At 43.3% G+C, this 23,250-nt stretch carries 20 protein-coding genes; 10 read left to right on the top strand and 10 right to left on the bottom strand.

All coding sequences use genetic code 11. The annotated features are described in order from the left end of the window. Positions 1-7 precede the first annotated feature (7 nt). On the bottom strand, positions 8-2,548 hold the full coding sequence (locus LEP1GSC058_RS12285) for an ABC transporter permease (protein ID WP_016549916.1): 2,541 nt from the start codon (positions 2,546-2,548) through the stop codon (positions 8-10). Beyond that, positions 2,545-3,282 carry an ABC transporter ATP-binding protein gene (locus tag LEP1GSC058_RS12280; RefSeq protein ID WP_016550175.1) on the bottom strand — a complete coding sequence of 246 codons (738 nt, stop codon included), beginning with the start codon at positions 3,280-3,282 and terminating at the stop codon, positions 2,545-2,547. Before LEP1GSC058_RS12280 ends, LEP1GSC058_RS12285 begins: the two co-directional genes overlap by 4 nt. A 302-nt stretch (positions 3,283-3,584) precedes the next feature. Between LEP1GSC058_RS12280 and LEP1GSC058_RS12275 the strand changes: the two genes are divergently transcribed. Together LEP1GSC058_RS12275 and leuS are read left to right on the top strand one after the other, a co-directional pair. Then, positions 3,585-3,773 carry a hypothetical protein gene (locus LEP1GSC058_RS12275; protein WP_016550503.1) on the top strand — a complete coding sequence of 63 codons (189 nt, stop codon included), beginning with the start codon at positions 3,585-3,587 and terminating at the stop codon, positions 3,771-3,773. 241 nt (positions 3,774-4,014) lie between these two features. Then, positions 4,015-6,666: a leucine--tRNA ligase gene (gene leuS, locus LEP1GSC058_RS12270; RefSeq protein ID WP_016549702.1), complete on the top strand. Its 2,652-nt coding sequence runs from the start codon at positions 4,015-4,017 to the stop codon at positions 6,664-6,666. A 222-nt stretch (positions 6,667-6,888) separates the two neighbouring features. Here the strand turns inward: leuS and LEP1GSC058_RS12265 are convergent, their stop codons facing one another. The 6 genes from LEP1GSC058_RS12265 to LEP1GSC058_RS12240 all read right to left on the bottom strand — a co-directional run bounded on the left by LEP1GSC058_RS12265 (position 6,889) and on the right by LEP1GSC058_RS12240 (position 12,208). Then, positions 6,889-7,068: a YegP family protein gene (locus LEP1GSC058_RS12265; RefSeq protein WP_016549887.1), complete on the bottom strand. Its 180-nt coding sequence runs from the start codon at positions 7,066-7,068 to the stop codon at positions 6,889-6,891. Positions 7,069-7,290: 222 nt separating this feature from the next. After that, positions 7,291-8,379 carry an LIC10486 family protein gene (locus LEP1GSC058_RS12260; RefSeq protein WP_016550457.1) on the bottom strand — a complete coding sequence of 363 codons (1,089 nt, stop codon included), beginning with the start codon at positions 8,377-8,379 and terminating at the stop codon, positions 7,291-7,293. Positions 8,380-8,413: 34 nt separating this feature from the next. Next, a complete protein-coding gene (locus LEP1GSC058_RS12255) occupies positions 8,414-9,151 on the bottom strand; it encodes a hypothetical protein (protein ID WP_016550691.1) in 738 nt (245 codons plus the stop codon). Positions 9,152-9,250: 99 nt separating this feature from the next. Next, entirely contained in the window at positions 9,251-10,603 is a 1,353-nt protein-coding gene (thrC, locus tag LEP1GSC058_RS12250; RefSeq protein ID WP_039948352.1) for a threonine synthase, read from the bottom strand. 3 nt (positions 10,604-10,606) lie between these two features. Continuing rightward, positions 10,607-11,605, bottom strand: a complete 999-nt coding sequence (locus LEP1GSC058_RS12245) for an SPFH domain-containing protein (RefSeq protein ID WP_016550467.1) — start codon at positions 11,603-11,605, stop codon at positions 10,607-10,609. A gap of 63 nt (positions 11,606-11,668) precedes the next feature. Beyond that, entirely contained in the window at positions 11,669-12,208 is a 540-nt protein-coding gene (locus tag LEP1GSC058_RS12240) for an LIMLP_15305 family protein (RefSeq protein WP_016549705.1), read from the bottom strand. A 259-nt stretch (positions 12,209-12,467) separates the two neighbouring features. On the opposite strand from LEP1GSC058_RS12240, the gene lepB reads away from it, so the two are divergent. The 3 genes from lepB to LEP1GSC058_RS12225 all read left to right on the top strand — a co-directional run bounded on the left by lepB (position 12,468) and on the right by LEP1GSC058_RS12225 (position 17,132). Then, positions 12,468-13,064 carry a signal peptidase I gene (lepB, locus tag LEP1GSC058_RS12235; RefSeq protein WP_016550215.1) on the top strand — a complete coding sequence of 199 codons (597 nt, stop codon included), beginning with the start codon at positions 12,468-12,470 and terminating at the stop codon, positions 13,062-13,064. A 382-nt stretch (positions 13,065-13,446) separates the two neighbouring features. Continuing rightward, positions 13,447-15,252: a penicillin-binding protein gene (locus tag LEP1GSC058_RS12230; protein ID WP_016550904.1), complete on the top strand. Its 1,806-nt coding sequence runs from the start codon at positions 13,447-13,449 to the stop codon at positions 15,250-15,252. Continuing rightward, positions 15,249-17,132 carry a motility associated factor glycosyltransferase family protein gene (locus tag LEP1GSC058_RS12225; protein ID WP_016550663.1) on the top strand — a complete coding sequence of 628 codons (1,884 nt, stop codon included), beginning with the start codon at positions 15,249-15,251 and terminating at the stop codon, positions 17,130-17,132. The genes LEP1GSC058_RS12230 and LEP1GSC058_RS12225 overlap by 4 nt, the downstream gene beginning before the upstream one ends. Here the strand turns inward: LEP1GSC058_RS12225 and LEP1GSC058_RS12220 are convergent. Next, positions 17,104-17,295: a YgaP family membrane protein gene (locus LEP1GSC058_RS12220; protein WP_016550129.1), complete on the bottom strand. Its 192-nt coding sequence runs from the start codon at positions 17,293-17,295 to the stop codon at positions 17,104-17,106. The two genes, LEP1GSC058_RS12225 and LEP1GSC058_RS12220, sit on opposite strands and share 29 nt — an antisense overlap. 264 nt (positions 17,296-17,559) lie before the next feature. Here LEP1GSC058_RS12220 and LEP1GSC058_RS12215 point away from each other — a divergent pair, with 264 nt between their 5' ends. Beyond that, positions 17,560-17,937 carry a phasin-related domain-containing protein gene (locus LEP1GSC058_RS12215; protein WP_016549914.1) on the top strand — a complete coding sequence of 126 codons (378 nt, stop codon included), beginning with the start codon at positions 17,560-17,562 and terminating at the stop codon, positions 17,935-17,937. 83 nt (positions 17,938-18,020) lie between these two features. Here LEP1GSC058_RS12215 and LEP1GSC058_RS12210 read toward each other — a convergent pair whose 3' ends face one another. Then, entirely contained in the window at positions 18,021-19,238 is a 1,218-nt protein-coding gene (locus LEP1GSC058_RS12210) for an aminotransferase-like domain-containing protein (protein ID WP_016549356.1), read from the bottom strand. Between the two features lie 60 nt (positions 19,239-19,298). Between LEP1GSC058_RS12210 and LEP1GSC058_RS12205 the strand changes: the two genes are divergently transcribed. The 4 genes from LEP1GSC058_RS12205 to LEP1GSC058_RS12190 all read left to right on the top strand — a co-directional run bounded on the left by LEP1GSC058_RS12205 (position 19,299) and on the right by LEP1GSC058_RS12190 (position 23,152). After that, the gene (locus tag LEP1GSC058_RS12205) at positions 19,299-20,723 is read left to right on the top strand and encodes an aminotransferase-like domain-containing protein (RefSeq protein WP_016550136.1); all 1,425 of its coding nucleotides are present in this window, start codon (positions 19,299-19,301) and stop codon (positions 20,721-20,723) included. Between the two features lie 85 nt (positions 20,724-20,808). Next, positions 20,809-21,828 carry a DUF2804 domain-containing protein gene (locus LEP1GSC058_RS12200; protein ID WP_039948350.1) on the top strand — a complete coding sequence of 340 codons (1,020 nt, stop codon included), beginning with the start codon at positions 20,809-20,811 and terminating at the stop codon, positions 21,826-21,828. 63 nt (positions 21,829-21,891) lie between these two features. Next, positions 21,892-22,638 carry a PPK2 family polyphosphate kinase gene (locus LEP1GSC058_RS12195; RefSeq protein ID WP_016550629.1) on the top strand — a complete coding sequence of 249 codons (747 nt, stop codon included), beginning with the start codon at positions 21,892-21,894 and terminating at the stop codon, positions 22,636-22,638. 130 nt (positions 22,639-22,768) lie between these two features. After that, complete coding sequence (locus tag LEP1GSC058_RS12190; RefSeq protein ID WP_016550084.1) at positions 22,769-23,152, top strand: phasin-related domain-containing protein; 384 nt, start codon at positions 22,769-22,771, stop codon at positions 23,150-23,152. Positions 23,153-23,250: the final 98 nt, after the last annotated feature.

Raw genomic sequence — 23,250 nt, 5'->3', positions numbered from 1 at the left:
AGGTAGTTTATACTTCTTTGAGATACAGAGTCGGACTTCGGTCCCATTCTCCTCGAAGAGTCGTAAAATACATAACCACTACGGAAATGTTAGTAGCGAAATACGTTATTGCGACTTCCAGCCAAGGAACCGTACTTTCTATTTCGAAAATAAAATCGGAGAGCAAAGAAGAGGCTATCCAGACCGATCCGAACGCCAAGAGAAACGACGTGTGCGAAAGTACGAGAGCTTCTCCCAAAAAATATCTTCCTAAAAACGCTTTAGTTCCACCGAGAATCCGTAAAAGCGATGTTTCTTCCAACCGTTCCTTCCGGCTTAGTTCCAAGGAAGCTAAAATCAATAGTAAGGAAGAAACGACGATTAGTCCGGTCATCCATCGAATCGCGAAGGATATTTTCTCGAGTATACCGAGAAAGGATTGAACAGCTTTTTCCGTATCGATAACCGTAAGATTCGGGAATTCATTTAATAATTCCTTTTGAAGGTTATATCTTTCTTCGGGAGACTCGATTCTAAACGAACTGAGAAAAAACTTAGGCGCTTTTTCCAAAATACCTCTTGAAAAAATCACAACGAAGTTCGGTCTCATATCCGACCAATTTACGGTTCTAAAATTGCGTATGATTCCAGTGACTTCGACGCCACCTATGGAAAAAGTGAGTTTGTCTCCTAATTCGACTTTCAGGTTTTTAGAAAATTCCTTTTCCACCGAGATTTGATCTTCTTCTCCCTTCCTCCAAAAATCACCGTCTGAAACTTTCTCGGTCGGGTATGGAGTTTCGCGATAAGATAAAAAGTATTCCCTAGTCCTTGCTGTCGACCTCCAATCCCTTCTAAGCGCAGATTCTTCTACCTCCTCTTTCTTGATCGCTTCTCCGTTGATTCGGGCGAGTCTGGCTCCGATCACCGGGGAAGTAAGTAATTTATCCGCTTGATGATTCGAAGCTGATTGTAAAAAGAAATCGAGTTGCTCGGGGCGAATGTCCATAACGAACATATTAGGTCTTCTTTCTTTGTCTTTTGCACCGCTATACTCAAGAAGACTATCGCTTACAAATAGACTCAGCAAAAGTACGAATAAAGAAGAACCTAATCCGACTGAAACCCAGGATAACCCCGTTCGAGGTCGATCTAATTTTCGTAATGCCATACGAATGCTCGGGCCGAATTCGAATCTATTCAATACGAACGATAATATTTTTCTGATAAATAAAGTTCCCACATAAATGAGCAATGGCAGGAACAATAGTAAGCTGCAGAGAAGAATTCCTTTGATCCAATCTCCCGTTTCCCACCATGCTAAGGCGAAAAAAACAAGATAAACCGAAACGAAAGAAATCACTTGCCGTATTTCGAATTTCGGAACGGTGTCCAGTTCATCGGCAAAATCGGCGCGAAGCGCATAGAGAGGACTTAGCGTTCTCGTTTTTGCCAGCGAATCCCAAGCGGAAGCCAACGGAACAACCCAGGCTAAAACGAATCCCCAGAGTAGAGTGCGAGCGCTCGGAATCATTTCAGGTTGAAAGAGGAATTCTTTGGAGGCAAGATTCGGAATTTGATATTGCACGAATATTCCCAAAACAAATCCTAAAATTGCTCCGATCGTAGATAGCAATAACAGCTCTCCTATAACGAGGGTCACGACTAAATTCGGGCTCGCTCCTAAGCACTTGTAAATTGCCAAGGCATTCGCTTTAGTTCGGATTCCTGCCCGACTAGAGAGTAGAATCGAAATGCCGCCAAGGAAAAAAGCGCAAAGTGCGAGTAGTGAAAAGAAATCCAATGTATTCGCTAAAAATTTTTGCGAGCCAGAATTCGCTTCGGTACTTTCATAGAGAATGAGATCATTTTTGGCGAATTCCTTAAAATTAGTTTTTTTGAATACGGAGGCATCGGATTGCGTCGGAAGCAATATCGGATTCTGATAACTTATACGGGATCCTCTTTGTTCAAGACCTGTCGCTTCCAAAGAATTCTTATGAAGGATGCAGCTCGGCGCCATCGACATAAAACTTCCCGCAAGTCCGGGTTCCTTTATAATCCTTCCTTTGAGCCGAAGTAATGATTCTCCTAATTGTACCGAATCCCCGACTTTCAATTTGAGATTTTTGATTAAACTCTCTTCTAACAGCACTTCTCCGGGCTTCAATCTCCTGTAAAGGCCGGGAGGAGAAGTTACGATATCGCCAAAATACGGATATTCTCCTTTGATAGCTTTGATAAGAGATAGGGCGGAATCCTGGGTTTCAGGATTCCGTAGCATGGATGGAAACTGAACTAATTCGGAGGATTTTGTCCCATTAGGTAGTATTCGATCCAAGAAGGCTTTTTGTTCATCCGTGAGCGGCGAACTAGAGGTCGCGATTAAATCCGCGCCAAGGATATTTTTAGCCTCGTTTAAGATAGCTTTAGAAAGCTGCTCCCGATAGGAATGAACGGCGAGAACGGCCCCGGTGCCGAGAGCCACCGCTAAGATTACTTGTAGAGAGGAGGTTTTTCTGAACCTAATTTCCCGAAACATCGCTCGAATAAAGAAATTTCGATTCATTTCTTTCTCCTCGGGACGGCCTTCTTTTTAGCTGCAGAGCCGGCTTTCTTGGATTTTAGTTTAGGATTTATCATAATAGATCCGTCCCGCATTTCCAAAATTCGATCCGCTAGCGCCGCCACCTGCGGATCATGAGTGACAACCAATAATGTCGATTTTCGGGTTTTATTCAGTTCTTTTAATAAAGACATGATTCTGTCCCCGTTCTTTCTATCCAAGTTTGCCGTCGGTTCATCCGCAAATAATAATTTCGGTTCGTGGATGAACGATCGCGCAATAGCGACCCTCTGCTCTTCTCCACCTGATAATTGACTAGGAAAGTTATAAGCTCTCTGTTCCATTCCAACCTTCGATAACCAAAATTTTGCCCGCTCTTGAATTTCCTTTTCGGAAAGGTTTGTTGTCAAAGCAAGTGGAAGAGATACGTTTTCCAGAGCGTTTAACGTTTTGATCAGCTGAAAGTTTTGGAATACAAACCCGATCTTCTCTCCTCTGATCTTTGCCAGCTCATCCTCCTTCTTATCCATAAGCGATACGCCGTCTAAAATCACGTTTCCACTATCGGCTTTATCTAATCCTGCCGAGATCGCTAGCAAAGTGGATTTACCGGAACCGGAAGGACCGACGATCGCGACGAACTCTCCTTCTTTTACTTCGAATTCTACATCTGCTAATACGCGGAATTTCTCTCCCGCGATCGTGTAGGATTTATTTAACTTTGATATTGATAACAACGTGATACCTTCCTCAACCTTTGACTGACCTAAACTCGGCACTTGATGGAAATTTATTTCATCATCAAAAAACTTACACTTGAAAAACTATTCCAGTCCAGAGCTAGCTTGGAATTTTTTTTCGAAAAATTTACTGGCATTTTCGCGATCGCTCTTCTTAATTTTTTTTGACTCTAGAATCGGTCGATTTTATAAAGTAACTCTCGACCTTCGGAGAGTCGGTTCTGAAATAGGAAACTGATCTCAGACTTATTGACACTCCGTAAATAAAAAGAACCTCGATGGAATTTTCTGGGAGCAAAATGCAATTATTAACAGTGACGGATTTGAACGAACAGGATGCGGAAATTAATCGAGCTCATGAAAAGAAGCTGTCTTGCAAGGGATGTGGTAAGTTAACTCCTCATCTCTTTCAATACGATCTCTGTCGTGATTGTCTCAATCAAGCTTTTCGTAGATTAATTAAAGTAATCGATTCCGTTCGTAAGTAAAAATACTACAAAACAAGTATCCTGTGTCACCGTCTGAGCCTCCTTGGCAAAGAAGAACGACTATAAAGCCGGTTTTCGACCGGCTTTCTTCGTTTCAGACCGAAAAACCTAACTCAGGTTCCTCTTTTCCTGATGGAAAGTTCTAAAGAAACATCCCTAACGGTTCAATTAGAAGATTATCTTAGAAAGGATATTCTCAAAAAAGAATTGGATTCTGGACCGGAGTAAAAAACCTCTCGGTATGGACTATCCGTTCAAGGAAATTGAACCAAAATGGCAATCCTTCTGGGAGAAGAATTCTTCTTTCAAAACAGACCTCCGTTCTTCTAAGCCGAAATTCTATTGTTTAGATATGTTTCCTTACCCCTCAGGTGCAGGATTGCATGTTGGGCATCCGGAAGGATATACCGCTACCGATATTGTTTCACGTTTTAAGAGGATGAAGGGTTTTGAAGTCCTCCATCCGATGGGTTGGGACGCGTTTGGATTACCGGCGGAACGCTATGCGATGCAAACGGGGATTCATCCGGCGATGACAACGAAGCAAAATATCGACAATTTTCGCCGCCAAATCAAATTGATCGGGCTTTCCTACGATTGGGATCGGGAAATATCGACGACCGACCCGAAATACTATAAGTTTACTCAATGGATATTTCTAAAACTCTACAACTCTTGGTACGATTTCTCCGCAAAAAGGGGGAGACCGATCGGCGAGCTGGTTGAACGTTTTACGACAAACGGATCTTCCGGATTCGATGATTTAGAGTCGTTTACATCTTCGGATTGGTCTAGGTTTAGCGAATTAGAACGCGAAACGATTCTATCTAAGTTTCGCCTCGTTTATCAAGCTGAGATTCCGGTAAATTGGTGTCCAGGTTTGGGAACCGTTCTTGCTAACGAGGAAGTGGAAGAATGGGTCGGCAAAGGTTATGAAGTAGTTCGAAAACCGATGCGCCAATATATGATGCGAATTACGGCGTACGCCGAACGGTTACTAGAGGATTTAGCCCTTGTCACTTGGCCTCAATCGACTCTGGAAATGCAAAAAAATTGGATCGGTAAAAGCGAAGGATTGGAGCTTACGTTTCCTTTCGAACCGAGTACAAGATCGAGATTCGAAGCGGCAGTATCAAAATCGGAGATTCCGCTTTCGGCGCAGAAGGATTATAACTACGGCGGAGTTCGAGTCTATACTACCCGACCCGATACGATTTTCGGCGTCTCCTATATGGCATTGGCTCCGGAGCATCCGCTAGTCGATTTGATTTCAACCGAGGATCAGTGGACAAAAGTTCAAGAGTATAAAAAATCCACGTCTCTTAAGAGCGATCTAGATAGAACCGAACTTTCAAAGGAAAAGTCCGGAGTATTTACCGGAGCTTACGTTCTAAACCCTGCCGATCCTTCTAAAAAAATTCCGATTTGGATCGGAGACTATGTTTTGTACGGATATGGAACGGGCGCTATCATGGCTGTTCCGGCCCATGATCAGCGGGATTACGAATTTGCGAAAGCATTCGGGCTGGAGATTTTGCCCGTTATCGAAGGGGAGATTTCCCTGGGAGCTTTTGATTCAAAGGAATCCAAGTGTATTAATTCCTCTTCCGGCGAAGTGAACCTTGACGGATTCGGATATAAAGATGCTTTTATCAAAGCGTCCGATTGGGCGGAAAAGAAAGGAATCGGTAAGCGCAAAACGCAATTCAAGTTGCGAGATTGGTTATTTGCGAGACAGAGATATTGGGGAGAGCCGATTCCACTCGTTCACTATCCTTCCGGAGTAACTCGTCCGATCGATGAGTCCGAGCTTCCATTAGAACTTCCGAATTTAGCGGAATTTAAACCTTCCGGTACTGGCGAATCTCCCTTAGCTTTAGCCGGGGATTGGCTTAAATACAAGGATCCCAAAACCGGCGAAATCGGCGTTCGGGAAACGAATACTATGCCGCAATGGGCCGGATCCTGCTGGTACTATTTAAGATATATTGATCCGAGTAACCCGAAAGGATTCGTGGATTCCAAATTGGAAAAAGATTGGATGCCGGTGGATCTATACGTCGGCGGTGCCGAGCATGCCGTTCTCCACCTTCTCTATTCCAGATTTTGGCATAAAGTTCTCTTCGATTTGGGATATGTAAGCACGCCGGAACCGTTCAAGAAATTGATTCATCAAGGTCTGATCTTGGGAGAGGACAAACGCAAGATGTCCAAATCTCTCGGAAACGTCATCAATCCGGATGAGGTTGTTCAAAATTACGGTGCCGATAGTTTGCGGCTATTCGAAATGTTTATGGGTCCGTTTGAAATGGTTAAACCTTGGAGCACTCGAGGAGTGGACGGCGTTTTTAGATTTCTTAATCGGGTCTGGAGATTGTACCATGCAAGTCCGAATGAATCATTTCGTTTAGACGATGTCGATCCGAACGAAGATGAACTTCGTATTTTGAACAGAACAATCAAGAAGATCGAAGATGATATTCATAATTTTTCATTCAATACCGCAATCTCGCAATTGATGATTTTTGTGAATGAATTCACTCCGAGCGAACGAAGACCGCGTAAAATCCTGGAGCCATTCCTTCTATTGGTCGCCCCATTCGCTCCTCATATCTCCGAAGAACTATGGGAACTTAGCGGTAAAAAGGGCAGCCTGACTTACGAAGCGTTTCCGACGGCGGATCCGAAATATCTAGTCGATGATGAAGTTTTGATAGTCGTTCAAGTGAACGGAAAGCTTCGGGCCGATTTCAAAGTTCCGAAAGAAATAAGCCAGGAAGAAGCCTTGAAACTCGCGAAGTCTCTGGAAAAAATACGTCCTTTCTTAGACGGAAAACAAATTCGCAAGGAAATATACGTCCAGGGTAAATTAGTAAATTTAGTCGTCGGTTAATGGCGAAGACCGAAAATTGCTTTCCTAACTGACTGTGTCGACGATAGTTCTGGTCGCACGCGATCTTCCGATTCCTAAAAAACAATTTCAAGAAGGGAGTAGTTTCCGTAAAAGGAAAATCAAAGCCGATTCGGATATATCTTTTAAGAGATTTAACGAAATAAATTCGTTCAGATGGGTTCCATTTTAGATCGGCCTTAATCGAGGTTTCGAAAACGAAAATTATTCCACTTCCACAACTTGAGCGGATGCCGCATTGGTTTTTACGGATTCGATTCCGTGTAGGCAAGCCTGCTTAGATTCGTAAGCTTCGCTAGCTGCGATAATTTCTCCGTTTCCTGCCTTTAAGCGAAAGCGAAACTTGCCTCCCTTGTCGGTGTACACTTCAAATTTAGCTGCCATAAAAACCTCAATAATTTATTTAATTTTTTATAAGACTCATTGAGGGAACTGTCAAGATAAATCGAAACCTATCGTTAAGTGTAGAAGAAAAACGTAATTAACTAAAATTCTTTTCGAATTTTTCAAAGAGAGGATGTCTCGGTTGGGTTAAAGCTTCGAAAAAATCCGAACGAAGGTATCAATCGGTAATTTCGCTAAGACGGAAAACTCGATAAGTGAAAGCTATCTTAAAAGAATAAAAGCTAAAAGCCCTGCAAGAAGCACTACGCCGACTATAATAAAGTAGTTGAGCGTGTTTCCGGAATCGGACGCTGACTTACCTCCGCTCATCCCCGGAGGTCTCGGGGTTGTGGCGCTTTTCGGGCGCGCTAAGCGAACGGGACTTTCTTCAAACGCCTGCAATAGCACGCCAGCCGGACCCTTTGCAAAAATATGATATTCATTCTTGCCCGAAGCAATCGATATGAAGGAACCGACCACGGGTTTTGTATTTCCGTTTTGATCTATTGCGCCCAGAGTTTTCGCCAAAGCTTTCTCTTCAGGCGAGTTATTCGGAAGTTGGAATAATATCTTATCGCCTTCTATCAGATCGTCGAAATCGATCCCGTTTACCGGGGAAAGAATAGTCTTTGCGGCTACCACTCGACCGAATCCTTTCCGAATCGCTTCGATTTGACGTTGAACGGCAGCTTTTTCAGGATCTAAAGTTCCCGCCGATAGAGCGGCAGCTTCTCCTTCTTCGGGGGGTTTGAGGATCGGAGAAAGAACTCCGGCAAAAATATTTTTTCCACGATTTCTGATGCTCGATACGAACTCTACGTCTGCTTGTACCCGCACCATGTTGATCTTCATGCCCAACTTGACTTGATTTTCTAAAAGATTAACGAGCGCCGTAGTATCGTTTCGTTCCCAGAGTGGATAATAATTTTCTAAAATTTGTTTGTTTAATTTCGTATGTAGAATTCGACCGATTTGTTCGGACAAGCCCGGATCCGCAGCTTCTTCCCTAGCTGCTTCCGCCATATCATGAGTTATCTGTCCGAAATCTTCGAACGTTCTGATTTTACGAATTAAAGAGGAATTTGAGAATAAAGAATATAATTCTATGAACTCATGTTTAAATCTGGAGATGAGTCCGACAACGATGCCCGCCCTATTTTCAACGTCGATCCGAAGTTTTATAAGGTATGCATCCTTTAATTTTCCTTGGATCAGTTCGATTGCCTGCTCCTCGGTAAGGACGGATTCGAAAGCCAGGTTCATTAAATTTGCCTGTTCTTGGAGTTTACTGGTTTGCGAGTTTTGTTCCATACTTCCTAAGTCCAATCGATACTAAGACTTTTCCCTATCCTGAGAAACTTCGAGTCTTCTCTTGTAACCATTTTTGATATCGATGTCTTCTTGGCACGTAATTCTCGTTCAAGGGAATCTCAACTCGAGCAACTGTGCGGTTCTCCGACTTGCGGCTGTAAATGGTAAACAAATGCCTGTCATAGCCGCTTTGGGCTACTAGAATCTCAACCATGGTGATACCCATTCCGGCACCCTCGGTCGTATCTCCGTACTTCATATAGTACTCGAAGAGATTGTCAAATTCTTTAGAGTGCACGAACTTCTCTCGGATCCTTTTTTCTTCTCTTAACGCCAAAGTGAAATTGTTCTGAACGAGAAGAATAATTCGATTTCGGTTAAAACTTAATGTCACTTTAACGAAGAGACCGTTTTCCTTCATTTTACGTCGATAATACGGAAACTTACGACTGACTAGGTTTTCTTTAAAGGAAGTCATTCCTTGGTCGTAAAGATCCGGATCGTCGATATTTAAGCCTAATTCGCGAAATAAGACCCGCTTAATCGCCGCTTTAGTGGCATTGACGATCAATTCCTTTGCCGAGGTAAAAAGAAGTTCGATCAGATCTTCTCTTCCATACTTGGCTAAAACGCTGTAAATTAGGTGTTTGAGCTTAGCTTCGCCATTATTGCTCAAGACATAGGTGATTATTGAGACGGGCTCTTCTTTCTTTACGGCCGTTTCAATTTCGAACAGGAATTCCTGGGAAAACTCCTCAATTCCTTCATTCATTCGGATTATCGATTATATTTATCGGGCCAAGCTTTCGAGAAAAAAACAATAGTCTCCGAGGAAAAAATGGCACTAAAAAAGGGGGAACTTTGAGAAATTTCAGCCCTTTGATTGTAGGAATTTACCGATCTCATCCATCACCTTTCCGACTTCCGGCTTACAAACCCGAATTTGGTTCGCTAAACCTGGGGTTGTACCCGAAATTTTACCTTCGTGGAATTTGAGCTTAAATTCGGTAAATTTTAAGCCGTGAGCCGTAGAGATTACCACTACTTTCTCCCCTTTTCGGACGACACCTTTCGAAAGTAATTTGTATAGAGCTGCGATTGCAACTCCGGTATGCGGATCATTGTAGAGACCGTATAAATCCGTTCGAGCTGCGGCGTCTGAAAGTTCAGCCTCACTAGCTTGCTCTACTATGCCATTAAACGTTTTTAAGGTTTTAATCGCCTTTTGAACGGAAACCGGATTACCGATTTGGATTGCAGAAGCCAATGTCGGCTTTGCTTCCACAGGATTAAATTCCTGAAAGTTAGTTAAATACGAGAGATAGAGAGGATTTGCATGTTCGGCCTGAGCTAAGACGATTCGAGGCAATTTGTTTATCAAGTCTAGGTTCTTTGCCATCTCAAAGCCGGCGCCGAGAGCGGAAACGTTTCCTAGATTTCCACCAGGGATGATGACCCAATCCGGAACTTCCCATTCCAATTGCTGAACAATTTCCGGAGCGATCGTTTTCTGCCCTTCAATTCGTAAACTGTTCATAGAATTCGCGAGATAAATTCCCGCTTGTTTAGTTACTTCTTTCACGATTTTCATGCAACCGTCAAAGTCCGTTTCCAACGCGATCACTTTTGCTCCGTTAGAAACGGGTTGGATCAGTTGCGCTTGCGATACTTTGCCCGCAGGTAAGAAGATAATTGCGGGAATACCGGCCTTAGCAGCATAGGAGGCGAGGGCGGCAGAAGTATCTCCCGAGCTTGCACAAGCGACGGCGCGAATATTTACTCCGTTACTCAGCATATGCTTAACCTGACTCAAGAGAGCGGTCATTCCTAGATCTTTGAATGAGCCGGTGTGGGAAATCCCACACTGTTTGATCCAGAGCCCTCCCAGACCCAGGTCCTTGGTCAGCCTTTCCGACGAGAATAGATGAGATAGACCTTCGCCGGAGCTGACAATATCCTTATCCTCCACATGCGGAAGGACCCATTCCCGCTTATTCCAAATCCCGGAACTATTGGGGAACTTTACCGAGCGAAATCGAAAGTCGAATAAATCCTTCCACTCCTTTCCCGACTTTTCTTTTAAGGCTTCTATATCATGCGAAACCTGTAAAAGACTGCCGCATTTGCGGCATTCATAGACGATATCATTCAAATCATAGGTGGTTCCGCAGGCATCGTTAATGCAGCGAAATTCCGCCTTATACCTGGTAAGGGTAGAGCTCATACTTTAGATAGAGTTCAGGATGTCCTTTTTTTTGGAATCAAATTCTTCCTGAGTGATTAACCCCTGATCGAGCATCGTTTTCAGTTTGGCAAGCCTTGCCGTCGCATCGTTTTGTCCGTTCGCGGCCGCATTATTATTCTGGTTTTGACCCATCATATTCGCCATCATGTTTGCCATGTTCATTCCCATACCGAGCCCCATTCCGGCCGACATACCTTCGCCGGCATTACCTCCGGGGTTGCCCGCTGCAGTTTCTCCGATATCAAGCATTCTCTTTTGCTGATACATTCCGCCGAGTGTTTCGATTTCGAATTTATCGGTGAGGACCTTCTGGATTTTCTGGAAATTAGGATCGTTTTGATCGAAGTTAATCGACTGAACCAGAAAATCTACGACTTCGATTCCATATTTTGCAAAGTCGGGTTGAACCTTGGTTTTTCCGGCAGAAGAAGCTTCGTCCAAATGCTGGCTTAATCGAGTAATCGGTTCTCCGCTCTTGAGAACTACTTCGGCCAGAAAATCGCTGAGTCGAGTAATTACCATCGGTTTCAGAAGATTATCGACTTCGTCGGTGCTGTAAGCGCCTTTCGCTCCAACCACCGTCGTAGCGAAAGATTTGGAATCGATTACTTTAATATTATAAGTTCCGAATGCTCTGACGCCCAAAGTGATCATGTACTTCGGATCTTCCACTTGGATCGGAGCAGGCGTACCCCATTTTAACTGAACTAAAGCCTTATTTACATAAACGACTTCCGCGGTAAAAGGAGTTTGTCCTCCAAAAGGAAGATTCACTAATTTTTCCAAAATCGGAACGTTCCCGGTTTTAAGAGTATGAGTGCCCGGTCCGAATACGTCTAAAGCTTTGCCTTCTTTAAAGAAGATGACCTCTTGGCTTTCGTTTACGACCAACTGACCGAACGTGCTAATATCATTTCTGGGAAATTTCCAGACAAGTTCGCCCGGATTTCCTTCGTACTTGATTACGTCTATTAATGCCATATTTACTCCTTGGAAAGATATTATCTCGGATTAGATTTCGGGGAAACTAAAAAACAGACGAAATTATTTCTTGAGAAATACATCTCGTCTTTTTTTAAGAGCTTCGTCAAATTGGTCGAGTTCCGATCGAAACTGACTCACCCAATCTCTGATTGTTTCGGCGGAGTCTGTCGCTTTCAGACCGTTTGAACTAGCTTTCGCAATTAATTCTTCCGTATGTTGTAGAAGCGAATAATCCCATTCAGCAAGGGCTTCTAACTCGGCTTCGCTTGCTTTAAAACCGCTACCTAACCCGTTGAGTCCGTAGCTGGCACCCGATATCTCATTCTTTAATCTTTCTATCAATGAAAGTAAGATCTCGGTCGAGCCGATTAGTTCCATTCTTCTATCTCTTACGAAACCTTCTTCGATCCTTCTAAGCGGTTCTTTGAGAGAATCGATTCGCTTAGAAAGCTCGTTTCTTGCCAATCGATCGGCATCATAGTATTGGTGGTTTTTAAGGATATCACCGTAGAAAGGGAATTTGGAAAGAAAAGCTTTTACCTTTCCCCTCTCAGCTTGATAACGAGCGATATATCCTTGTACTGCGCTATTTTCGGGCATAAGTAAGTTTGGCTCTAAAAATAAGCCGAAGCAAGAAGATTTCTTCGGTAAATATCGTTAAACTGTTAAAAGAAATGAGCAAATCGACCATCAAATTCGATTTTGTATCTTTTATTTCGATTCGCATTTACGGAAGATATCCGTTAAAACGGAAAATAGCGGGATATCCGCGTTAAAATCACGATCATTTTCACGTTGTAGGAAAATCAGAGATCCGTCTAATGGATAGAAGCCCGTCTTTCGAGTGTAAGGGCAATGCATGTTATTTTTAACTAAAGCGGGCATATCGACTAAATTTCCAATGCTCCTCTGGATTAAAAAAGCATTGCCGGTGTTTCTTGCTATCGTCTCGGTTCTTTACCTGAGAATTTTCATTATTCAATTTTACTTCATCAGCGGAAATTCCATGATGCCTAGTTTCAAAGACGGGGATTTAATTCTCGTAAAAAAATGGGGATTTCCTGCAAGAGTCGGCCCTTGGACATGGTCTTTGATCGAATCCGATATCGATCGATTCGACGTTCTTGTTTTAGACGGTGTCGGGACCGAATTAAGTTTAAAGAGAGTTGTCGGACTCCCGGGAGATTTTTTTCGATTCTCCGAAGGGCGAATTCATATCAACGATTCTTCATTGGAAGAGCCATTTGTGAAGTCCGGTTTTAAAACCCAAGCCCCTTCTCTTTCGATCGTTCCCGTTGTGAGTGTTTCCGGTAACATCGGTATCGGCGATTCTGGCAGGATCCCGCCCGGATACTTTTTGGTCTTAGGGGATAACCGTGAGTTCTCCACGGATTCTCGAAATTACGGACTCATTCCATTTCAAAAATTGCGCGGAAAAGTTTTACTCAGCTTTTAATGACCGAAGTTTAAATGGGCTTCGCAGAATGTCCGGATTCGCCCGCCCTGGATCTGCCATATTTTATTTTCAAGCATCTTTTTGGGTAAATCTTGTGTGAGCTCCTACAACCATCCGCCTTGTTCTTGAGAATTGACATTTAGAATGTTCCATGATAAAAAATTTTAAATTATGTAAACCGTCCCCCGCCCCCACCCAGGAAGGGTGGGCTCCCGCGAATTTTTACCTAGAAATGACCGGGAACGTTTTTGCATCGGCTCTCGAAAGGACTTCGGGAATTGTCGAAATTTGCCGATCGTACTAATAGCATCAGACGGGATCCGTACTATTCGTTGAGCTGTCCGTTAGGATGACTCAACGTAATTGAACTCGCAATAAAACTATGCATCCTAATCGCAAAAGATTTTCGTTTCTCTTCTATTTTCTCTGCGTATTATTCGCAGTTCTAACGATAAGAGTTGGTTATTTAATTTTTTTTAATGATAAGGAAATCGCCTTTAAGAACGGTGAACGAATTTTAAGAGGCGCGATCTATGACCGTCGCGGAATCGAATTGGCTCTGTCGATCGATTCTTCGACCATCGGAATTTATCCGGCAAACATATACGATCCGAATTTTACCGCGATTCAACTTTCTCCATACCTTGATGTTTCACCGGAAAGAATCGAAGGATTGATTCGGGAAAAAAGTAGGTATTTTCTTTTGAAACGCGAGATAGACGACGCCACTGCGAGCCGCATTATGGAGATGGCTCTTCCGGGAGTTAGGAGAGAGAGGGAATTCAAGCGGGTTTATCCGCATGGTAGCTTGGCGGCTAGCCTAGTAGGGTTTACCGGGATGGACGATGATAAGGCATTATCCGGTCTGGAATATTATTATAACCGAGAGCTGATGACTCCTACCGACTCGGATCCGAATCGAGGTGCCAATGTTCATCTAACTTTGGACGGTCTTATTCAGTTTAAGCTGGAAAAAGCTTTAGGAAAACGATTCGAGGAAACCGGAGCAAAGAGGGCGGTCGGGCTTTTGATGGAGATTCATACGGGCAAAATTTTGGCTATGGCGAGTTTTCCTTCCTTTGATCCGAATCGTTACGCGACATTCGAGGAAATCTCTCATACAAATTGGGCGATTCGGCATGTTTATGAACCCGGGTCCACGATGAAAATATTTTTGGCCAGCATACTGCTTAATGAAAATTTAATTAGTCCTAACGAGAAGTTTGATTGTCCGGGATACGTGGAATACGGGAAAACTCGAATTAAATGCACTCAAGTTCACGGGAAGGTGAATTTGGAGGAAATTCTGCAGTATTCATGCAATGCCGGCATTATCAAGGCCTCCTCTCGGATTCCGAACGAAGTACTTTATGAATATATGAAGCGATTCCGCTTTGGAGATAAGACCGGCCTATTGCCTAACGAATCGACGGGTTATATTCCGACGCTTAATAAGTGGACGCCGACGACTCCTATGTTTATGGCGATCGGCCAAGGTATATCCGTGACTCCCGTACAACTTGTCGCATCGGCTGCATCCGTCGTAAACGGGGGCCGTTTTTTAACGCCGAGAGTCGTCTCTCATATTACGGATTCTTATGGCGAAGTTTTACATGAATTCAAAGCGGAAGAAGCCCCTGTGGGAATTCGCGAGTATTCTACCGAAAGATTATTGAAAGCGATGACAAAAGTAGTTCGAGACGGAACCGGAAAGAATGCATATATTCAGGAATATTCGATCGCTGGAAAGACCGGGACAGGGCAGAAATCGGTTTCAGGAAGAGGTTATCAAGACGGCCTCTGGTCCGCGTCGTTTCTGGGTTTCTTTCCGGCAGAGAAACCTAAGATCGTCGGTTTGATCCTTTTCGACGAGCCTAAGGGTTCGAGTCACACTGGCGGCGGACTTGCCGCGCCGGTGTTCAAGGAAGTCGTAGAAAATATAATTCCAATTATAGAACAAGGCGAGCGAACGGTCGATGTAAGGTTACCGAAATTAGATCGGAAAAATCACTTTATAAAATTCGATCATGTTCCCGATTTAGCCGGAAAAAGTAAGAGGGAAGTCGTAGAACTGCTTTCTCCTTTGGGAGTTCCGTTTAAATTGCATGGAAGCGGATTTTGTTATGAACAGGATCCTTCTTCCGGAAGTTCTCTTAACGGAAAAAGGATCGATGTATTCTTCCAATGAAAGAGCTTCGCTCGGATCTTCTTGATAGAAATTTAAAGTCTTTGGGAAAAATTTCTCCCGAAATAGCCGAAGAAATTCGCTCTTCCAATATCGAAGCCGAACTTGTCCAGACACCGTCCGGTCTGCCTAGTTTGAAAATCGGCTCCACTTGGCTGCACAGTTCGAGAGAACCGGTCACGGAAGTTAAGCGACAACTAGATTCTCTTAAAAAAGGGGACGAGGATCGGGTTTTTCTTTTTTTCGGTTCCGGCCTCGGTTATTCGGTTCAGTATGCTTTAGAATTCGATAAGGTTGTTTGCGTTTGGCTGGAACCGTTTCCGGGAATGATCAAATTGGCGTTCTCGCTTTATGATTATTCAAGCGAATTAGAAAACGACCGACTTCGAATCGTGCTGTCCCCTTTTAACGAGACGTCCCTGTACTCGGGTTTGAAAGGCGTGTCTGGATTGCCGGTGAGCTTTATCCCTCATAGAGGAAGTCTGCAGTGGAACGCTGCGGCATACCAGGAACCTCGCTTTTTAGCTGAAACGTATTTTCATAAGAAGGACGTAAACACTGCAACCCTTACCAGATTCGAAAAAGTATGGACGGGAAATTTTTTACGCAATCTACCCGAACTTTTGCATTTGCATCCGATTCGATCCTTGTTCGATCTTTGCCGATCCAAAATCGACATAATCGTTTGCGGAGCCGGACCTTCTCTTTCTCATTCTTTACCCGACCTAAAGAGTTTCCGAGATGGATTCATTTTGATTGCGGTTGATACTGCTTTGTTGATTTTGCAAAAAGCAGGCATCGAGCCCGATTTGGTTTTCAGCGTAGATCCGCAATCCCTCAATTCTAAATATTTGGAAGGATATACGGGCGATACCGCATTCGTTTTCGATCCGACTACCTCTTATCATTCGCTACGTTTGTCTTCCGTAGCGAAGGGTGGATTTTTCACCTCTTCACCTTTTCCATGGATCAAATTGATCGAATCGAATTTAAATGAAGGAATCGGTAGCTTGGATTTCGGCGGATCAGTCTCGACAAATGCAACGAGTCTGGCCGAAAAAATGGGAGCAAGATCGATTCTTTTTTTGGGGCAAGACCTTTCATTTCCGGGAACGCTTGCCCATTGTAAAGGAGCCGTTCTGGAAGAAAGATTGAATTTCTTGGAAAAACGAAAGTTTAGGAGAGAATTTCACAATCATCGACAAATGACGGCGTTACCTGCAAAATGGATCGAATCCGAAACAGGTATAAGACTTAGGACCAACGATAAACTTCTCATATTTAAGAAATGGTTTGAAGAAAGAAAGAAGGCGATCCCATGGAGAAATTTAAGTAGCGAGGGAGCGCGGTTGGAAGGTATTCCTTTTATCGGATTCTCCGACTGGGTTGAACAAAATTCCCCGGATTTTAAGTTTGTTCAGGAAATACGAAATTCAATTAAAAGCATCAGAAATTCCGAATCCCTGTTGAGATCGTTCGATCTATTAGAGGATCTAAAAAAAATATCGATCGAGTTACGCGAATTCCTGAGAGAAGTTCAGAAAGGCGAGGATCTTTCTAGAAGGATTTATACTCTAATCCAAGATGGCGGACGGGAAAGGGATTCGATTCGAGCCTCTCTTCGAGAGATCGCTCTAATAGACGAACTAGTTGCATCCAAAAAAGGTCTTACGGAATTTATAGGGACAAGTCTTCAGAGAGTGATTCTCTCGATCACCGAAGGTTACGAAACGGATCTGACTTTGGAGGAAAAGAAAAACGAACAATTGGCGATTGCAAAAAAAAGCGTTCTTCTTTACGAAGGGCTTCGATCGGCAACTCAATTAAACATTCGTTTATTAGGAAAAGCAATTATTAGGATTCGGACGACTCACAAGTACTGAATCCAAAGAGCGCGTACGCCGGACACCAACCGACGAGCCCTGTAGTCAAAGGAATAATTCCGAAAGCACCCAGCCAACTTTGAGAATACAATCCCCAGCCGATAATTAACAATCCCGCGAAAGATCTTAGAAAACGATCTAGCTTGCTTTCATTTATATCCATAAACGACTCCCCTCTATTTTGATCATCATATCACGAGCTTTCGCTTTAAAATATTTGATAATTCTCAGATTGGAAAAAAGAAAAAACGATTATAATGGGCGATTCTTGGATAAAACAGTCTGGAAATCTGCCATAACGACGTCGCATAACGAAAATCTGGATAATCTAGCTTCTAATTTTTTTCTTTTTCCTGTTGACCCGGATTGTGCGGTGCATTAAATCTGGATTGTGCGTTGCACAACGGTGCGACCAGGAGAGAGTAAAATGGAAAAACAAATTCTAGATGTTCTTAACGCAGGACTCGGTATTGTAAAGACCGGGCAAGAAGGACTGGAAAAAGCTAAAGCAGAATTCACCAAGAGCTTCCAAGAATTGGCAGCAAAAGGTGCAGCAGATAATTCAGAGTCTTCCGTTCGCGTTCGCGAGTTCGTCGACAAATTCCTTAACGAAGCTAAGGAACTTACGACAGCAGCTGGAAAAGGCTACGAAGATACCCGTGCTAAGATCCTCGAGAAATACAATCAACTTGTAGATGAGGCCAAAAAACTCGTTCCCCAAGAACAAGTCGACGCTATTAAAGCTAAACTTAGTGAAGTTACGGAAACTGTGAAAAACGGTATTCCGACTAAGAAAACCGCATAAGATATATAGCCGTTTGAACCTCCCCGATCGGCGGGAATTTCTTCCCGCCGTGAATTTTTTCCCTTCATAATCTTCTTTAATTTTCAGATCGAGTGCAGACGCTGCCAAGCTTTGAATAATCTTTTTACTCCGGTCTCCATTTCCTCGGCAGTGGCTCTGGAAAAATTCCATCTTAGTTGCTTACTAGAAGACTCGGCGGTAAAGAAAGTATCTCCGGGAACGATAGCTACGCCTTCTGCGAGAGCGGTTTTAAAAAGCAAATTCGTATCCGTTTCATCCAGAAATTCTATCCATAAAAATAACCCTCCTCGAGGCGGCTGAAAGCGAATCGTATCGCCAAAAATTTCCTGAAACAGCTTGGTCGCTATTTTTGCCTTTTGCGCATAGTTTTGCTTAAGGTTAATCAGGTGATTTTGGAAATCACCTGATATTAAGAATCGGTAAATTACCTCTTGATTAATCAAGGGAGAATGCAAATCCATCGCCTGTTTTTGCACGATCAATTCTCGCATACGTTCTTTAGGAGCCCGTATCCAGCCCACTCGTAAACCCGGGGAAAGTGTTTTGGAGAACGTACCTATCGAGAAGGTATTTTCGGGACAAAGCATACTTAAGGAAATTGGAATTTCATTTTTATAATTTAATTCCCTATATGCAATATCTTCAAGGATAGGTATTCCCGCATCTCTGCAAATTTCAGCGATTGCTTTCCTATTCGGTACTGAATAAGAGAATCCGGTAGGATTCTGAAAGTCCGGAATACAATAGAAAAATTTTGGCAGGGTGGGGTTTCGCGAGATCCGCTCCTTTAATTCCGTAGGATCAGGCCCGTCATTTCTATAATCAAGGCCGATAAATCGGGGACCATAGGATGAAAAGGTTTGTATCGCGCCTAAATAACTAGGTTTTTCGATCAGGACGAAATCACCTTCGTCAAGAAAATATCTTCCCAGCAAGTCTAACGCTTGTTGGGAACCGTTTGTCAGTAATATTTCTTCGGGGTCGGACTCCGGGTAATACGATTCTGCGATCCAAGTCCTAAGTTTCTGATGTCCCTGCGTTTCCGAATATTGAAAAAGTTTAGCCCCGCTTTCTTGGATCGCAAGATTGAAACCCTCCGAAAAATATTTGATAGGAAATAGAGAATCGTCCGGCAATCCTCCGGCAAAAGAAAGTATATCCGAATTGTTAATTACTTTCAGGATATCCCTGATCACCGATTCGGGCGTTCTTGCGACTCGGTTAGAGGATCGAATCGATCCTTCGGAGGTTATTAAGGATTTCGTAAATGACTTGCCCATACGGTCGAATTATTTTATACACTAAATAGATTTAACCATACAGATACAGAATGTTATTTTATGACCAATACAGATGAATCGGGAACAAAATACTCTAAGATAGCAATGTCCTTGATTCGGCGGATCGAAGCGGGAGAATTTTTGCCCGGAACTAAGCTGCCTTCCCTAAGGAGAATTTGTCGATCAGAGAGATGCAATTTATCTACTGCTGTCGAAGCCTTCGGAATTTTACAGGAACGAGGATACATTCGAGGACGTGAAAGGTCGGGGTATTTTATTCTTCCTAGATCGGAGTCGGTTTCCACTTATAAGGTGGATAAGCCGGTCAGAATCGCAAGTCCTACCGTTCCGGAAGAGGTTGGGTCCCTTTTGGCTGAACTAGCGGATCCCAGATTCGTTTCTCTCGGCGCGGCGGTACCCGATTCCCAATTTCTCCCCTTTGCTTCCTTGGAGCGTTCTTATCGTAAGGCTATGCGGGATTCGTTTCTCCATAATTATACGGACGTTCAAGGTGATCCGGAACTCAGAAGAAAAATCGCAACAAGATCTTCCACGAAAGAAAGACACATTTCACCGGAGGAGGTGTTTATTACGATCGGTTGTTCGGAAGCGGCGTTTATCGCGCTTTCTTTATTAACGAAGCCGGGAGATCAGGTAGCTGTGGAGTCTCCTTTGCACTTCGTGCTATATCAAATTTTAAGCATATTGAAATTAAAGGCGATTGAAATTCCGACGGATCCCGTTTATGGGATGGATCTGGATTCCTACGAATCCGTGCTTAAAACATCTCAACCTAAGATACTGGTTACCGTGCCGACGTTCTCTAATCCCACCGGTAGTCTTTTGCCTTTGAATTCCAAAAAGGAAGTTCTCCGACTTTCCGCTAAGTACGGGATTAAAATTTTAGAGGACGATATTTACGGCGAACTTTTGCATTCTCCAGGGCCTAGACCTCCGTCCCTTCTATCTATGGATGAGGAAGGTTTCATCATACAAGTCTCTTCCTTGTCGAAGACTGTGAGTCCCGGTTTAAGAACCGGTTGGTTAATTGCGAATCATGAAATAATCGGAAGAGCGGTTCGAAGAAGAATGGTCGAGTCGATCGCATTGCCTAGTCTTCCCCAACTGGCCGCAGCGGATTTTTTGGGTTCGCTCGGTTACGAAAGGCATCTTAGAAATTTTAGACGGAGCATCGGAAATTCCATTCTTTCCTACGCGGACGCATTTTTGGAATACTTTCCAAAAGGTACCCGTTTGACGATTCCAAAGGGAGGTTTTTTACTTTGGATCGAACTTCCGAACGGAAAGGATTCGCGGGAGTTACGTTTTCGCGCGGCGAAAAAAAGAATCAGTCTTGTTCCGGGAAATTTATTTTCACTATCGGGAAAATATGTAAGCAATTTCAGAATCAACGCGGGGATTTCCTTCGGACCTAAAGTAGCATCGGCAATCCGAACATTAGGAAGAATTGCGGTGGAGATTTAGCTGCAAGTATCGGATCGGTTTTTTGTACGACTCTTAAAAAGAATTGAGTGGATTCCCCTCCATAAAATATTGTCTGGGCGAAAGCATGAATCTCGAAACTGAAATTCACCAACAGTCGGTCCTATGTAGCTCGGGTGGAAAACTTAACTTGAATGCGATCGGATGGTCAAAGATCCCGTTGCATAGATGCAATGTTACCGGGCATTGGTTACGAAAGAAAAAATGGAATTACTGGTGTTTTTACGATAAAGATTTTCTGGCATCGTTTACCGTTTCGGATCTTGACTATGCCGGTGTGATTTTTTGCTATTGGTTGGATCGGAAAACGGGCGAGTTTGAGGAAAGCACGATCTTGACACCGTTTGGTCAAAGCTGTTCCCTCGGACAAACCGTTGCGAACACGGCTTTGTACGAAGGCAAATCCGGCATAGTTTCATTCAAAGTGGATGAATACGGAAGTTATCGAATTTTCGTGAACTTCAATAGATCGAATCGCAAACATATTCACGCCGACTTGCGAGTGGACATCCCCCAAGGTTGGGAAACCTTAAACGTAGTCGTTCCTTGGAGTCGAAATCGATTCCAATTTACTCATAAACTTTTCGGATTAGGGGTAGAGGGCACTCTGGAGATTGGCGGAAGATCCCACGAATTCAAAGAAGAAGATTCCTTTGCCGTTCTGGATTTTGGAAGGGGAGTTTGGCCGTACTCGACGAAATGGAATTGGGCTTCGATGTCGTATCGGCCTTCTAAAAAGGAAGTCTACGGTATTAATCTTGGCGGTGGATGGACTGACGGAACGGGCACGACGGAAAACGCTCTTTTAATTAATGGAAGAATCTATAAATTACCTTCGGACGTGAATTTCGAATTCGACCGAAAAGATCCCAATAAGCCTTGGATTATCTATACGAAAGATAGTAAAGCGGTGGAATTAACTCTTACTCCGACATATCACCGAAAAGCAACGTCGAATGTCGGAATCATCGGCTCAACCGTTCACCAAATGATCGGAAATTTTGACGGAGTCCTTCGAGTGGGTAAAAACGAATTCAGAATTAAAGGCGGGCAAGGTTGGGCGGAGGATCATATCGCCCGGTGGTAAAATACTTTTATCGAATTGTAACTTAGATTTGACACCGTCCTACGAATACGTACGTTACTTCGAATGATCGATCTAAAGCAGATTTCCACCGAACCGCCTAACGACGTAAAAAAGGAAAAAGCGGAAGAGGATCGAATCGATCATTTAAATAGAATCGGAGAATTACAAACTAGACTCTTCGCCTCTAAAGAGAAAGCGATTCTGATCGTTCTTCAAGGAATGGATACTTCAGGCAAGGACGGAACGGTTAAGAAACTATTTACCGTATTGAATCCTCTCGGTTGTACCTGTGTCGGTTGGAAAATTCCGAATCAGGAAGAACAAGGTCACGATTTTTTATGGAGGATTCATAGGTCAACGCCCGCGAAGGGGATGATCCAAGTTTTCAATCGTTCTCATTATGAAGACGTTATCGTTCCTCTCGTAAAAAAAGATATTAATGGAGATCGAATTCAAAAGAGGCTAGAATACATCGCCGAATTCGAAAGACTATTAAGCGAAGAGAATAATACTCTCGTCATCAAATTCTTCCTTCATATATCCAAGCAAGAACAGTCATCCCGCATCGAAAAGCGACTCGAGGATCCTCAAAAAAAATGGAAATTTGACCCTAGCGATTTAGTGGCCCATTCCCTCTATGACGAACATTTGAAGGCTTACGGACAAGTGCTGAGTTTTTGCGAAGATTCCTACCCTTGGAAAATCATTCCCGCAGATAAGAAATGGTATCGGGATTATCTAATCGCAAAATTAATTCGCGAGGAAATGGACGGAATGGACCTCCATTATCCGGAATCCGAATCTATTTAAATATCCTCATCTAACTAAAAAAATCGAAACCCGAAGGAAAATTTCAATTTCCAGATTGACCGAATTTGTGCGGCGCATTACAAGTGGTTTGTGCGATGCACTAAATAGTTTCCCCTAAGGAGAAAGGATCATGGAAAAACAATTGTTGGATATCCTCAACGCTGGAATCGGACTGCTAAAATCAGGACAAGAAGGTGTCGAAAAGGCAAAAGTAGAGTTAGAAAAGACCTATGGCGAATTGGTCGCAAAAGGCGCAGCTGATAACTCTGAAGGTTCCGTAAAAATTCGCGAATCCGTCGACAAGCTATTGAACGAGATTAAAGAAGTTTCCACTGTCGCAGGTAAGAACTACGATGAAACTCGTGCAAAGATCGTTGAGAAATATAACCAAATTTCTGAAGAAATTAAAAAACGCGTTCCCGAAGGTCAGTTGGAAGCAGTTAAAGCGAAACTTGCCGAAGTTGCCGACACAATTAAAAGTACAGCAAAAGCTAAAGGAACTCCTGCAGTTTAATTACTCCAGTCGCAGGCCGGGTTTATCGACCTAGTCTGCGAATTCCTTATTTTGTATCCGCGCCTGCTTGACATTTCTTTGATTTAGGTGTCTCTCGA

Source organism: Leptospira fainei serovar Hurstbridge str. BUT 6 (assembly GCF_000306235.2).
GTDB classification, from domain to species: Bacteria; Spirochaetota; Leptospiria; order Leptospirales; family Leptospiraceae; genus Leptospira_B; species Leptospira_B fainei.
Note: the sequence above shows the minus strand (reverse complement) of the source record. Positions and strands in the feature narration are given on the sequence as shown.